At 69.9% G+C, this 13,679-nt stretch carries 10 protein-coding genes; 1 reads left to right on the top strand and 9 read right to left on the bottom strand.

Going from position 1 to position 13,679, the window contains the following annotated elements:
• Positions 1-181: 181 nt before the first annotated feature.
• From ABIA33_RS18275 to ABIA33_RS18265, 3 genes are all read right to left on the bottom strand, one after another.
• Positions 182-2,629, bottom strand: a complete 2,448-nt coding sequence (locus tag ABIA33_RS18275; protein ID WP_370082785.1) for a right-handed parallel beta-helix repeat-containing protein — start codon at positions 2,627-2,629, stop codon at positions 182-184.
• A 602-nt stretch (positions 2,630-3,231) separates the two neighbouring features.
• Positions 3,232-4,908 (bottom strand): long-chain fatty acid--CoA ligase, encoded by a 1,677-nt coding sequence (locus tag ABIA33_RS18270; RefSeq protein WP_370082783.1) that lies wholly within the window; start codon positions 4,906-4,908, stop codon positions 3,232-3,234.
• Positions 4,909-5,046: 138 nt separating this feature from the next.
• Positions 5,047-6,294, bottom strand: coding sequence for a DUF1906 domain-containing protein (locus ABIA33_RS18265; RefSeq protein WP_370082781.1), 1,248 nt, complete (start codon positions 6,292-6,294; stop codon positions 5,047-5,049).
• 94 nt (positions 6,295-6,388) lie between these two features.
• Here ABIA33_RS18265 and ABIA33_RS18260 point away from each other — a divergent pair, with 94 nt between their 5' ends.
• Complete coding sequence (locus ABIA33_RS18260; RefSeq protein ID WP_370082780.1) at positions 6,389-7,453, top strand: DMT family transporter; 1,065 nt, start codon at positions 6,389-6,391, stop codon at positions 7,451-7,453.
• 69 nt (positions 7,454-7,522) lie between these two features.
• On the opposite strand, the gene ABIA33_RS18255 is transcribed toward ABIA33_RS18260, so the two are convergent.
• The 6 genes from ABIA33_RS18255 to ABIA33_RS18230 form a co-directional block, all read right to left on the bottom strand.
• On the bottom strand, positions 7,523-8,704 hold the full coding sequence (locus ABIA33_RS18255) for a lipid-transfer protein (RefSeq protein WP_370082778.1): 1,182 nt from the start codon (positions 8,702-8,704) through the stop codon (positions 7,523-7,525).
• Positions 8,701-10,215, bottom strand: coding sequence for an OB-fold domain-containing protein (locus ABIA33_RS18250; RefSeq protein ID WP_370082776.1), 1,515 nt, complete (start codon positions 10,213-10,215; stop codon positions 8,701-8,703). Before ABIA33_RS18250 ends, ABIA33_RS18255 begins: the two co-directional genes overlap by 4 nt.
• A 129-nt stretch (positions 10,216-10,344) precedes the next feature.
• The gene (locus ABIA33_RS18245; RefSeq protein WP_370082774.1) at positions 10,345-10,644 is read right to left on the bottom strand and encodes a hypothetical protein; all 300 of its coding nucleotides are present in this window, start codon (positions 10,642-10,644) and stop codon (positions 10,345-10,347) included.
• A 366-nt stretch (positions 10,645-11,010) separates the two neighbouring features.
• A complete protein-coding gene (locus ABIA33_RS18240; RefSeq protein ID WP_370082772.1) occupies positions 11,011-11,640 on the bottom strand; it encodes an alpha-ketoglutarate-dependent dioxygenase AlkB in 630 nt (209 codons plus the stop codon).
• Between the two features lie 76 nt (positions 11,641-11,716).
• The gene (locus ABIA33_RS18235; protein ID WP_370082770.1) at positions 11,717-12,385 is read right to left on the bottom strand and encodes a response regulator; all 669 of its coding nucleotides are present in this window, start codon (positions 12,383-12,385) and stop codon (positions 11,717-11,719) included.
• Positions 12,382-13,671, bottom strand: coding sequence for a sensor histidine kinase (locus tag ABIA33_RS18230; RefSeq protein ID WP_370082768.1), 1,290 nt, complete (start codon positions 13,669-13,671; stop codon positions 12,382-12,384). Before ABIA33_RS18230 ends, ABIA33_RS18235 begins: the two co-directional genes overlap by 4 nt.
• Between the last annotated feature and the right edge of the window lie 8 nt (positions 13,672-13,679).

The raw sequence follows: 13,679 nt of genomic DNA, 5'->3' as shown, positions 1-13,679 counted from the left end.
CGCACTCCTTATCGAGCCCCCTCCTTGCCGAGCACCATCACGTCCAGGGCCCCCTCGGCGACTTGGGAAGTGGCCACTCAACCGGACGTCGGAAGGGTCCCCTCGACGACATGGGCCTCGAGGCGGCAGAGTCGCCGCGCCCGAGGCCCATGGTTGCGAATGGTCAGCTGCCGATGGCGTCTCAGTCGTTCTGGTAGAACCCCAGCCCGTCCACAACGAGATCGATGCTGCCGGTGCCGGAATTCCACAGGTCCGTGATGCCGTTGGCCCCGGAGCCGGTCTGGACCAGGTTCGGAACGGTCTCACCGTGGAGCCAATTCAATGTGGAAACGAGCGGCCGGGTAGGCCAGACGGCCGTGTGGTCCTGGTACTGCGTCTCCGAGTTCGGGTCGGGGGAGACGGTGAGGTAGCCGGTGCCCTTGGTGTCCGTCACGGTGACGTTCAGAACGTATCCCGTGATGCCGGGCGGGTTCACTCCAAGAGGCATGTAGATGTAGTCCCCGCTGGGAAGCGGGCCTCCGCCCCAGGACGAGGAGCGCGTGTCCAGGAATCTCGTGGGACTGATCGGCAGGTAGGCGCTCTGGCCGCCGGCGCTGTAGTAGCCGACCACGTCCGCGACGATGTCGGTGGACTTGCCGCTGCCGTTGTAGATGCGGATCTTGCCGTCGGAGCCGACCGGTGCCACGACTGCGTTGGCGATGGTCTGGCCCGTCCGGTAGTTGATGTTGGAGACGACCGGCGTCTTCTCCCCGTCCGGGTAGACAGTGAGGAAGCCCGAACCCTGGGGGCCGGTGACCGTGACGTTGAGCGCCACAGCAGTGATTCCGGAGACAGGCAAGCTCCCGAGGTCGCCGCCGGAGACCTGAACCGCGATGGAGGTGTCTCCAGTGACCTGGCCCTTGGCCACGCCCGTGCCGTTGCGCGTGTCAACGAGGCGGGCGGGGTCGAGCGAGGTGTATCCGCTGGACGAGGACTGCGTGAAGTACCCGGCGATGTCGGCGATCAGGTCGACAGAGCCGGAACCGCCGTTGTACAGGTCGACATAGCCGTCGGCGCCGACCGGGACGACGACCAGATTGGGTACGGTCTGGCCTGTGACGAAGTTGAGGTTCGATGCGGTTGGCCGAGCGAAGCCGTCACCGTACGCCGTGATGTAGCCCGCACTCGTCGCGTCGGTGACGGTGACATTGAGGACCGCGGCGGTCACCGAAGGAGGGATGCTGCCGTTGCCTGCGACCCGAAGCCGGCTCGACGTGTGCGGTTGCACCTCAGCCTTCGGCGCGCCGGTGCCGTACCGGGTGTCCAACAGGCGAACCGGCCCGTACGCGGTGTAGTCGGACCCCGCCGTCTCCAGGGAGAGGCTGTTGGTCGCACTGTTGCCGTGGTTGTCGGTGACGCTGACGGTGACCACATAGGTCCCCAGACGGGCGTAGGTGTGGCTGACGTCCCTGGCGCCGCCGAGACTGCTGGCGGGTTCGCTTGCGGTCGTCCCGTCGCCCCAGGTAATGCTCACGGTGAGCGGGACCTGGGCAGTGATGCTGCCGCTCGTGACGGACGAGCTGAGTTGGATCCCGTAAGCGCTCGTGTCCAGAGCGCTGAGGGACAGAGCCAGGTCAGGGTCCTCTGACGCGTACTGCAACGCACCACGGCTGGTGTAGGGACTGTAGCCGTTGAAGTCGGAGCTCAGTGCGCCCGGTGCGCTGAGGTTCGCCGAAGCGTCAGCAGGCGATCCGGCCGTGAGCCACATGTCGGCGCAGACATTGGTGTAGTTCCTCGGGCAGTCCTGCGTGGCCTGCGTGGGATCAGCGGTGTCATGCGCCCCCTCAGAGGTGCCGCTCTGGAACGCGGCCAGCGTGGGGTAGGCAGTACCGGCCCAACTGTACGGGGAGGTTGCGTCGCTACCGTAGACATAGAAGTCGTTGTAGTCAGCCGTCGTGCCCGCGCTCGAACCAAGGGACACGGTCACGTCCGGTGCCCACGGCTTACCGTTGGCTACGCAGTAGGACTGGTATCCGCGCAACATGTAGTCCGTGGACGGGTTTGCATCCTCCAGAAGATTGTTCTCCACGTAGACGCCGGTCGAGGTGCCCTCGACGTCGACACCCGAGGCGCATCCGCGCTGGATGGTGTTGCCGGTGACGGTCAGGCCGTTCACTCCAGTAGCGGAGACACCGGTGGCAGCAAGAATGTCATCGGCGATGGTGATGCCGCTCGCCCCAGACGCAATGGAGATGCCACCGGAGCCCATGGGCAGCGTGCCGACATCCAGGCCGGTCCGGCTCACCGTGACCTTGCTGGACAAGCCATCGACGGTGAGGGCACCGGCCGGGCTGGCATAGGTGAAGACGTAGTCAGAGTCAAACGTGACCCCTGTGGAATTGACGACCTGAACGGCGGGCGCGCCGCTTGCCTGGAGCATCAGGTTGCTGACCGTCACATGGGAGGCGCCATCCAGGATCAGAGCGGGTTTGCCGTTCGCGGAGTTGGCTGCATCGATCCAGGCTTCGCCGCCGACACCCACGATCGAGAGGTCGGAAGTCCTGACCGTCACCGACTCCAGCGTGGAGTATCCCGAGGACACTACGTCGATGGTGTCGCCGGACACTGCCGCGTCCACTGCGGCCTGCACCGAGCAGAAAGGATCCGCCTGGGAGCCCGTCGCAGAAGCCGCGGAGCATGTGAATGAGTCGGTACTGGCATAGATCACCGTTCCCGTGCTCGCCGGGCGAACCGTCAGAGCAGGTACTCGGCGCGGCCCCCGCACACGAACCGACTTGCCGACAGGGCTGGTGAAGGTCCTGAGCTCCGGGGACGCGGCCTTGGCCAAGGTGGCGGTACTCGCAGAGCGGCCTCTGACGACCCTGTGCGACGAGTCAGCCGGATACGCCAAGCCAGGTATGAGAGCAATGCTGACGGCGAGTAGGCCAGCAGTCGCGATGAGACGGCGATTGAACACCGACCCCCACTTTTCTTCAATGGTGAACGGATGGCGCGCTCAGAGTACAGATCCGACGACGATCAAGAAAGGCATTGAGGAGCGCAGGCGGTCCAGCACCACGTTCTGCGAGCCGACTGGGACGGATGCGAGGTGTGCGCGTCGCACAGCTCCTCCTCACCAGAACGCGCCTTCGGGATGAAGGCGCGCCCGTGATGCGAGTGGTGCGCACGGAGGGAGAATCCGGCAGATCAACAGCAACTGGGTCGGCCGGCCTGGCAATCGTTACGCACTCCTTATCGAGACCCCTCCTTGCCGAGCACCGTCACGTTCAGGGCGCCCTCGGCGTACTTGGCGCGGATGACCTTCTTGTCGAACTTGCCGACGGAGGTCTTGGGCACGGACTGGACGATGGACCAGCGCTCCGGCAGCTGCCAGTGGGCGACCCGGGTCGCGAGAAACGCGCGGAGCTCGGCGAAGTCGGCCTTGGCGTCGGGGCGCAGCACCACCGTGGCCAGGGGACGCTCGCCCCACCTGTCGTCCGGGACGGCGACGACCGCGGCCTCCAGCACGTCCGGGTGGGCCATCAGCTCGTTCTCCAGCTCCACCGAGGAGATCCACTCACCGCCGGACTTGATGACGTCCTTGGCACGGTCGGTCAGTGTCAGGTAGCCGTCGGGGCTGATCGTGCCGACGTCGCCGGTGCGCAGCCAGCCGTCGTCGCTGAACTTGTCGCCGCCGGTCTCGGGCGGGTTGCCCGCCCCGCCGTAGTACGCCGCGGCGATCCACGGGCCGCGAACCTCGATCTCGCCGGCCGACTCGCCGTCGTGGGCCAGCGCGGTGCCGTCGGGGCCGATGATCCGGGCCTGGACGGAGGCGGGGAAGCGGCCCTGGCTGAGCCGGTAGGGCCAGGCCTGCTCGGCGGTGAGGCCGCCCGGCGGGAGTGCGACGCTGCCGAGCGGGGAGGTCTCGGTCATGCCCCAGGCGTGGATGACGTTGATGCCGTGGCGCTCCTCGAACGCCTTCATCAGCGCCGGCGGGCAGGCGGAGCCGCCGATGACGACGCGGCGCAGCGAGCTGGTGTCGTACTTCCCGGGGTTGTTGTCGAGCTCGTTGAGCAGACCGGTCCAGATGGTGGGGACGGCGGCGCTGAAGGTGGGGTGCTCGGCGCTGATCATCGCGGCAAGAGGCTCCGGCTGCAGGAAGCGGTCGGGCATCAGCAGCGAGGTGCCGACCATGAAGGCGGCGTAGGGGATGCCCCAAGCGTTCACATGGAACATCGGCACGACCGGCAGGACCTTGTCCGCGTCGTTCAGGGCGAAGCTCTCGGCGGAGACCACCTGCATGCAGTGCAGGTACATGGAGCGGTGGCTGTAGGCGACGCCCTTGGGATCGCCGGTGGTGCCGGAGGTGTAGCAGAGGGCGGCGGCGGTGCGCTCGTCCACGTCGGTCGGGAAGGGGAAGCTGGTGGGCCGGCCGGCGATCAGCTCCTCGTAGGAGTGGACGGTGCCGTTGAAGCCGTCCAGAGCCGACTGGTCGCCGGGTCCGACGACGACGATGTGACGCAGCGTCGGGCGGAGCTGCGGCAGCAGGGGCGCGAGCAGGGGCAGGATGCTGCCGTTGACGAGGATGGTGTGGTCGGCGGCGTGGTTGATGATGAAGGTGAGCTGCTGCGGAGGCAGCCGCAGGTTGAGAGTGTGCAGGACCGCACCCATCGAGGGGATGGCGAGGTATGCCTCCTGGTGCTCGGTGTTGTTCCACATCAGGGTGGCGACGCGCTGGTCGCCGGTGACACCGAGTTCGTCGCGCAGGGCGTGGGCGAGTTGCGCGGCACGGGCGCCGACCTCGGCGAAGCTGCGGGCGACCGCCTTCTCGCCGTCCCAGGTCGCCACGGTGGACGTGCCGTGGATGGAAGCTCCATGAGCGAGTATCCGGCCAACGGTGAGCGGGACGTCCTGCATCGTGCTGAGCACCTGGGTCCTCCTTGACCGGGGCCCGCTACCTGCGGGTAGCGGCGTCATTGAGTGGAGATTGTCGCGCTCGTGGGCCTTCGTGTCACCAGCCGCCGGGGGCCGGAGTCAGCGAACGGTCGGCGGACGATCGCCGGAAGGTCAGTGGACGATCGCGACGGGGGCGTCCACCGCGTTGCGATCGATGGTGAGTCTGACCCCGCCGTGGCTCTCCGAGGTGTTGCCGGTGAACTGGTGCACCCTGCGGTGCCAGGGCCACTGGCCGTGTCCCAGCGCCCGATAGCCGTCGGTGCTGGCGCGGTCGTCCCAGCGGGCGTACCAGACCACGTCCGGCAGAGCGCTGGGGAGGCGCCGGCGCAGGGCGACGGCGGCGAGGTCGGCGATGCCGGAGTCGGCGCTGCTGTAGAAGCCGGCCAGATATCCGGCGGAGCGGAGGGTCTGGGTCCAGGCCGAGGTGTACTGCAGCACGGCGAGGGTGCAGCCGGCGCCGTCGCGCGGGTAGGACTCCATGTCCAGGTAGACGGGGCTGCCGAGCTCCAGGCCCAGTGCGAGGGCGGAGCGGACCGCGTCACTGCCCTCGGCTACTCCCTGGGAAAGGGCGTGCCGGGGGTCGATTCTGGCGGCCGTGTGGCTGCCTCGCAGGCAGGGGGCCTGGGAGCCGACGTAGAGGGGGAGCAGCTGCCACCCCTGCGCGGCGGCGGAGTGGGTCCAGTCGGAGCTGAGCCGGGGCTGGGCGCAGCCGCGGTTGTTGCCGCCGATGTAGATGCCCATGGCGCCGTAGGGGGAACTGGACCGCCAGGTACGGAGGGCGTCCAGGCTGGGGGCGGAGCAGGTGTCGAACGCCTGGCCGGTGAAGATCTGCGGGGGGCGGACGTCGGCGTGACCGGTCAGATCCGTCAGATCGGTCAGATCCGTCAGATCCGTCAGATCCGTCAGGCCAGTCAAGTCCGTCTGGCTCGTCAGGTTCGTCTGGCTCGTCAGGTTCGTCTGGCTCGTCACCGCGCTGACGTCAGTCGCTTCGGCCAGATCGGCGAACGCCCCGGCGAAGGAATCATGGGACATCTCCTGGGACACGTCATCCGACCACTCGGCGAAACCCGACTCGAGGGCGGGAACGGTGAGCGGGAGTTCGGAGAGATCGGGCGCGCCCCAGGCCCATGCCCTGGACGGTTCCGCTGCTGCGTCGCTCCCGGCGGGGGCCTCGGCCGCGGGCCCAGTGGCGTGCGCCGCCCGAGGCGCCCAACGGAGGGCCGACCGCGGCGCCGAGGCGGAGGCGTGCGTGCCGCCGGCGAGGGTGGTGACCAGGCAGCCGAGGGTGAGGACGGTGGAGAGGACTACGGAGGAGGCGGAAGCGGAGGCGGCAGCGACTGCCGATCGGAGAGTAGTCACAAGCGATCGTGACCGAAATGCCTGATTTGGACCTATAAGCCACGCCACGGTAACGCGTTTGCCCCCCAAACAGTCCTTACGGCAGACTCACGTCATGTCCGCCACCGCGTCCGCCCCGCTCCCCGCAGCCACCGCCCCCGTCGAGGAGCACGGCGGCTGGACCCGAACCCGCGGTGGGCGTCGGGCAGCTGACGGGCCGCCACCTCCGGGTGCGAACGACCCGAACCCGCTGCGGCGCCTGGACTCGATCCCGGCGCCGCTCTTCTGTCTCGCCGCCATGTTCAGCGTGCAGACCGGCATCGCCCTGTCCACGCCGCTCTTCCGCACCCTGGGCGTCGCCGGCACGACCTCGCTCCGACTCGTCACCGCGTCGGTGCTGCTGCTCGCCTGCACCAGGCCCCGGCTGCGCGGACGCAGTCGCCACGACCTGCTCGCGGCAGTCCTCCTCGGCCTGGCCTCGGCCGGAATGACGCTGCTGTTCGCCGGTGCCGTGGACCGGCTGCCCATGGGCACGGCCGCGACCATCGAGTTCCTCGGGCCGCTCACGGTGGCGCTGTTGTTCTCCCGTCAGCTCGGCCATGTGCTGTGGGCCGTGCTTGCCGGAGCCGGAGTCGTTCTGCTGACCCTGGTCGGCGAGCAGCACGGATCGTCGCTCGACCCGCTCGGCCTGGCCTGCGCCTTCGGCGCGGCAGCCTGCCTGGGCGGGTACATCCTGCTCACCCAGCGGGTCGGTCGTGCCTTCGACGGGTTCGACGGGCTGGCGCTCTCGCTGACCGTCGCCGCGCTCGCCATCGCCCCGTTCGGCCTCGGCCAGGCCTGGCACGGGCTGAGCCTCAGCCCCCACCCATGGCTGCCGCTCGCTACCGTCGCCGGGGTGGCCCTGCTGTTCCCGGTCACCCCGTACCTGCTGGAGATGACGGCGCTACGCCGGCTGCCGGAGCGTGTGTTCAGCGTCTTCGCCAGCCTGGAACCGGCGGTGAGCGCGCTGATCGGGCTGCTGGTGCTGGGTCAGCTGCTCGGCGGCGTGCAGTTGCTCGGTATCGCCTGCGTCATCGCGGCGAGCGCCGGAGCCACCCTCACCGGGCGTCCGGCACCCCGTCCGGCACCGCATCCGGCACCGCATCCGGACCAGGCGGAGCGACCGGACCCGGCGGAATGATCGGTTTCAGGTGGGCGGCCCAGGTGTTCTCCATCCGGAACCCGATCCGCTCGTAGATCCCCGGCGGTCTCACCTCCGGCCCAGGACCAGACCCGATGTCGGCACCCCTGTACCGGCGGTGACCAGGACGTTCGATGCGTCCGCTATCTGGTTGACCGAGCTTCCGCGCAGCTGGCGCACGGCCTCCGCGATGCCGTTCATGCCGTGCAGATACGCCTCGCCGAGCTGGCCGCCGTGAGTGTTGACGGGCAGCCGCCCGCCCAGTTCCAACCCGCCGTCGGCGGCGAAGTCGGCGGCCTCACCGGGGCCGCAGAAGCCGAACTCCTCCAGCTGCATCAGCACGAAGGGGGTGAAGTGGTCGTACAGCACGGCGGTGTCGATGTCCGCCGGAGTGAGCCCGCTGGTGCGCCACAGCTGGCGGGCGACCACGCCCATCTCCGGCAGGCCGGTGAGATCGTCCCGATAGAAGCTGGTCATCGCCTCCTGGGCGCGGCCCGCCCCCTGCGCTGCGGCGCTGATGACAGCCGGTGGCTGCGGGAGGTCGCGGGCGCGTTCCGCGCTGGTGACGACGAGGGCCTGCCCGCCGTCCGTCTCCTGGCAGCAGTCGAGCAGGCGCAGCGGCTCGACGATCCAGCGGGAGGCGGCGTGGTCGGCGAGGGTGATCGGGCGCTCGTGGAAGTACGCGGCGGGGTTGGTCGCGGCGTGGCGGCGGTCGGCCACCGCCACGGGGCCGAAGGCGTCCGGGGTGAGTCCGTAGGTGTGGAGGTAGCGCTGGGCATGCAGGGCGACCCAGGAGGCGGGGGTGAGCAGCCCGTAGGGCATGGTCCAGCCCATGGCGACGCCCTCGGCCGACGGGCGGCGGTCCGTCAGGCCGGAGCCGAAGCGGTGCTGGGAGCGCTCGTTGAAGGCGCGGTAGCAGACGACGACGTCGGCGATTCCGGCCGCCACGGCGAGCGCGGCCTGCTGGACGGTCGCGCAGGCGGCGCCGCCGCCGTAGTGGACCCGGGAGAAGAAGCTGAGCTCGCCGATCCCGGCGGCCTGGGCGACGGTGATCTCCGGGCTGGTGTCCATGGTGAAGGTGACGAGCCCGTCCACATCCTGTGGACGGAGCCCGGCGTCGTCCAGCGCGGCGTGGACCGCCTCGACGGCGAGTGTGAGCTCGCTGCGGCCGGAGTCCTTGGAGAACTCGGTCGCGCCGATGCCGACGATGGCGGCGCGGCCGCCGAGGGTGTCGGCGCGGTTGAGGCTCATGCGTCGCGTCCTGACCGGGTTCGGGCGGTGGCGGGCATGGTGTCGGGCGGGGTGGTGGGAGGGGTGTCGGGCATGGTGTCCGGCGGGGTTCGAGGCGTGGTGAGGCGGACGGTGGCGGTGACGTGGCTGCCCCGATGGGTGCGTCCGGTGACGGCGAGGGTGAGCCGGTCTCCGTCGCGGCCGGTCACGCGCTCGGTCATCCGGCCGGTGAAGCGCAGCTCGTCGCCGGGGTGGGCGGGGACGCCGAGGCGGACGGCGATGCCGGTGAGGGTGGCCTGCGGTCCGGCCCAGTCGGTGACGTAGCGGCCGACAAGTCCGTTGCTGGTGAGGATGTTCATGAAGATGTCGGGTGCGCCCTTGATGCGGGCGAGTTCGGCGTCGTGGTGGACGTCCTGGTAGTCGCGCGAGGCGATGGCGCCCGCGACGATCAGCGTGCGGGTGACCGGGATGCGCAGCTCGGGGAGGTCGTCGGGGGTCGCCGGCCGGAACAGTGGCAGGGTCAGCTCGTTGTCGCAGCGTTCGAACACCAGGCGGACCGGCAGGCCGATCCTGACCTCTGCCGGGGGCACGTCGACGATGTTGCTGACGATCCGTACGCCCTCGGCGAGTTCCACCAGCGCGACTGAGTAGGGGGCCTGGAAGGCGGCGGGCAGCGGGTGGTGCACGGTGACGTGCGAGTAGACCGTGCCCTGGCCGCCCGCCGCCTCCGCCGTCCACTCCGCGGAGCCGCAGGCGTTGCAGCCGGGCAGCCAGGGGAAGCGCCGGGTGCCGCATTCCGTGCAGCGCTGGTAGCGCAGCTCGCCTGCGGCGACCCCGGCCCAGAAGCCCTCGTTGTCCCGGTTGACCACCGGGCGCGGACGCAGTCCGGGCCGCCGCCCGGGCTGGGCCTTCGGTTCCGCCGCCGAGTCCGCCTGCGGCACCCCCGCCTGCGCCGGGCGGAACTTGAGGATGCGAAACCGGTGGGTGGCGACGGGCACCGCCTCCTCGGGCTTCTCGCCCGCGGCTTCGTCGTACGCGCGCAGGTCTGTGCGCGTGGTGACGAAGTGCCCGACGCCCAGCGCGGTCGTCTTCCGCGCCGAGACGGATTCGATCTCGGCGTCGAAGAGCACCCGTTGGCCGGGGCGCAGCGGGCGGAGGTACTCCTGCTCGCAGTCGGTGGCGACGACCGAGCCGTACCCGGCGGCGTCGAGGCGCGCGAGCAGCGCGTCATAGGCGCTGCTGCGCGCGGTCCGGGCCGCGCCGCCATCGCCTCGACCGGCACCGCGTCCAGCTCCCGGCCCGGGAGCGAGATCGAGTTCGAGACCGAGACCGGCCATGATCCAGGCCTGGAGCATCGCTGGGGGCGCGACGGCGTCCGACCCGGTGTAGGCGGGGTTCCCGTCGCCCATCGCCTCGCACCAGTGGCGGATCATCGGCGCGTTGACGGGGTCCAGTGCCCGGCCCCCGACTGCGGCGGGCCGGCCTGCGTACGCCTGGAGTTCGGCGGGGTCGAGCTGGGTTGCCTCGGTCACGAATCTGACTGTGCGTCAGATATCGCCACGGCGTCAAGAGTGCCGGCAGGCGTCAGCCCCGGGGGCGTGGCACCGACCCTGGGGCTGACGTCGCGATCGCGTGGCGCGCTTCGCTGTTCTCCTTGGGACCTAGAAGAAGATCCGCACGTCGCTGTTGGACTGGCTGCTGTAGACGGTGCCGGAGTTGCCCTTCACCCCGAGGGTGTTGTTGGCGTTGGAAGCGCCGGAGCCGGTCGCGGTCTGCTGGGTCCAGTTGGAGTTGCCGTCGAGCCACCCGGAGAGATTGCCGCTGCCGGTGTCGGACACGATGCTGCTGGCGGAGTGGTCACCCGCGAAGGAACCGTTGTCTGCGGAGGCCGCGCCAGCTCCGGCGAGCAGCAGGAGGGCGGCGATCGGGGCGGCGGCGAGAGCGATGCGGATACGGGACATGTGGTCCTCCAGAAAATGGAAGTCGAACAATGGTTGGGCAGAAGCACCTGGCCGGATGCGGCCTGCCCGGCCTGCGACGTCGCACCGCAAGACTTGCTCAATGAATCGACAAATATCCGCCCTTGCCGGGAGCATTCGCCCATAAGCGTGACATCGGAGCAAGGCCGACCTCATCGGCATGGCAGCGGGGAGAATCGATTCTTCTATGCAGCAGCAACGCTGTGGACGCCATTGCGCACCCCCTGGGCCCGTTGGGGGCTCACGAACCGCAAGTACCGCGCGCCCCGGGCGCGCGGCGGTCACCCTCACTCCAATCCGCCGACATGTCGCACAACTGTGGCGGGTGGCGGAACGCGACGGGCCGGTTCAGGCGACGCCTCGGGGGCGGAACTGGATGCTGATGCGGGGGCCGGCCGGCCTGGAGGTCTTGGGGACGGCGTGGTCGAAGGTGCGCTGACAGGAGCCGCCCATAACGAGCAGGTCGCCGTGGCCCAGGGCCCGGCGCAGCGACGGCGCGCCACCGCCGCGGGGACGCAGCAGCAGGGAGCGGGGTTCGCCGACGGAGAGGATGGCGACCATGGTGTCCTCGTCCGCGCCGCGGCCGATCCGGTCACCGTGCCAGGCGACGCTGTCGCGGCCGTCGCGGTAGTAGCAGAGCCCCGCCGTGCGGAAGGGCTCGCCCAGTTCGGCGCCGTAGTGCGCGTTCAGAGCCGCGCGCGCCTCGGCAAGCACCGGGTGAGGCAGGGGATCGTCCACCCCGAAGTAGGCCAGCAGTCGCGGAACGCTGACGACGCGCTCGTACATCTGCCGTTGTTCGGCGTGCCATGGCACCGACTCGGCCAGGAACTCGAACAGGGTGTCCGCGCCTGACAGCCAGCCCGGCAGAACGTCGATCCACGCACCCCGGGCGAGCGCGGTGCGCCGCAGCCCGGTGAGACTGCCCACGCCGACCGTGTCGGCCCCGGAGAAGAGGGATCCCTGGAGAGCTGGTGTCATCACCCCAGCGTACGCCGTGTTCGAATGTATATTCGAGTGAACTCCGCGTCGAACCGCACACCCCGCCTTACGCGGCTCAGTAACCGGCCGGGCGCACCAGTCCCGTCTCGTAGGCGAAGACCGCCGCCTGGGTCCGGTCGCGCAGGCCCAGCTTGACCAGGATCCGGCTCACATGGGTCTTCACGGTCTGTTCCGCGACGATCAGCTGCCTGGCTATCTCGGTGTTCGACAGGCCCTGCGCGATCAGGGACAGCACCTCGGTCTCGCGTTCCGTCAGGTCGCCCACCCGGTCCTTGAGCGGTGCGCGGAGGGCGCCGGTCATGCGGGAGAACTCGGAGATGAGGCGCTTGGTGATGTTCGGGGCGAGCAGCGCGTCCCCGGCCGCCACCACCCGCACCGCCTGCGCGAGCTCCGCGGCTGAGGCGTCCTTCAGCAGGAACCCGGACGCGCCCGCGCGAAGCGCCTCGTAGACGTACTCGTCGAGGTCGAAGGTGGTCAGCACGAGCACCTTGACCGTGGCCTCGGGCGGCTGGGTGACGCGCCGGGTGGCCTCGATGCCGCCGAGTTCGGGCATCCGGATGTCCATCAGAACCACGTCGGGTGCGAGTTCGGCGACCTTCGCCACTGCGTCCAGACCGTCCACGGCCTGGCCGACGACCTCGATGTCCGGTTCGGCGTTCAGCAGCACCGTGAACCCCTGACGGACCATCATCTGGTCGTCGGCGATCACCACTCGGATCGTCATGCGCTGTCCTCCAGGGGAAGCACGGCCACGACTTCGTAGCCGCCGTCGGGGGTGGAACCGGTGGCCAGTTCGCCGCCCAGCATCGCGGTGCGCTCCCGCATGCCCAGCAGACCGTGGCCGGCGCCCGGCGAGGGCGCGGCGGGGCTGTCCGGCGCGGTGTTGGTGACCCGGACCGTCAGGCTGGCCGGCTGGTGGGCGACCAGCACGCGGACCGCCGCGCCGGGAGCGTGTCTGATGGCGTTGCTGAGCGCCTCCTGCACGATGCGGAACGCCGACAGCTCGACTCCGGGCGACAGCGGGCGCGGCACGCCGGTGGTCTCGACGGTGACCGTGAGACCGGCGCCGCGGACATTGCCGACCAGCTCGTCCAGGCGGTCGAGGGTGGGCTGGGGGGCGTTCCTGGCCCCCTCGGCCACGGGGTCCTCCGAGCGCAGTACGCCCAGCACCCGGCGCAGCTCGGTGAGCGCTTCGACCGCGTTCTGACGGATCCCGGCGAGGTTTTCCATCAGCTCCTCCGACGGGTCCTCGACCAGGTGCGGAGCGACCTGCGCCTGGATGGAGATCACCGACATGTGGTGGGCGACCACGTCGTGCAGCTCACGGGCGATCCGGTTGCGCTCCTCCAGGAGGGTGCGCCGGGCCCGCTCCTCGGCGGTGATCTCCTCCTGCACGACCAGTTGGGAGCGGGCCACCCGGCGGCCACGCAGCGAGGCGCCGACCACCACGGCGATCGCGAAGATCGCGTAGGAGCGACTGGCGTCGGGGTTGGGCCCGAGCGGCAGGAACGTGTCGCAGAGCAGCCCCACCAGGATGCTGATCGCCAGCGTCTCGGCCACGATCCGGAGCCGGACCCGCAGCGCCAGCAGGAACAGCACCACGGTCTGCACCGCCATCCCGGCCGTGACCACGGGAAACAGCGTGACTACCGCGCCCTGGCCGTCCGCGAACAGCGCGACCAGGACCGGGACGGCCGTCGACGCCCACCAGGCCGGGACCGGGCGGTAGAGCACCACGACCACCGCCGCCGACTGGATCCCGGCGAGCAGGATGCCGACCTGCAGGCCCATTTGGTAGCGGAAGGCGTACTCGTTCGCGTTGATGACGAGCATGACCACCGCGAAGATCGTCAGCGGCACGGTGAGCGCCGGCCGGTAGTCGGCCGGCTGCCGCGACTGCCCCGAGCGCGGCACCGGGTCCGTCGCCGTGGTCACCAGGTCCTCGCGCAGGATGCGCGGAACCGCTCTGAGGAACGCCTCCAACCGCTTCGCGGCGTCCTCGCGCTTCACAAGATCGA

Source organism: Streptacidiphilus sp. MAP12-16 (assembly GCF_041262165.1).
Classification (GTDB): domain Bacteria; phylum Actinomycetota; class Actinomycetes; order Streptomycetales; family Streptomycetaceae; genus Streptacidiphilus.
Note: the sequence above shows the minus strand (reverse complement) of the source record. Positions and strands in the feature narration are given on the sequence as shown.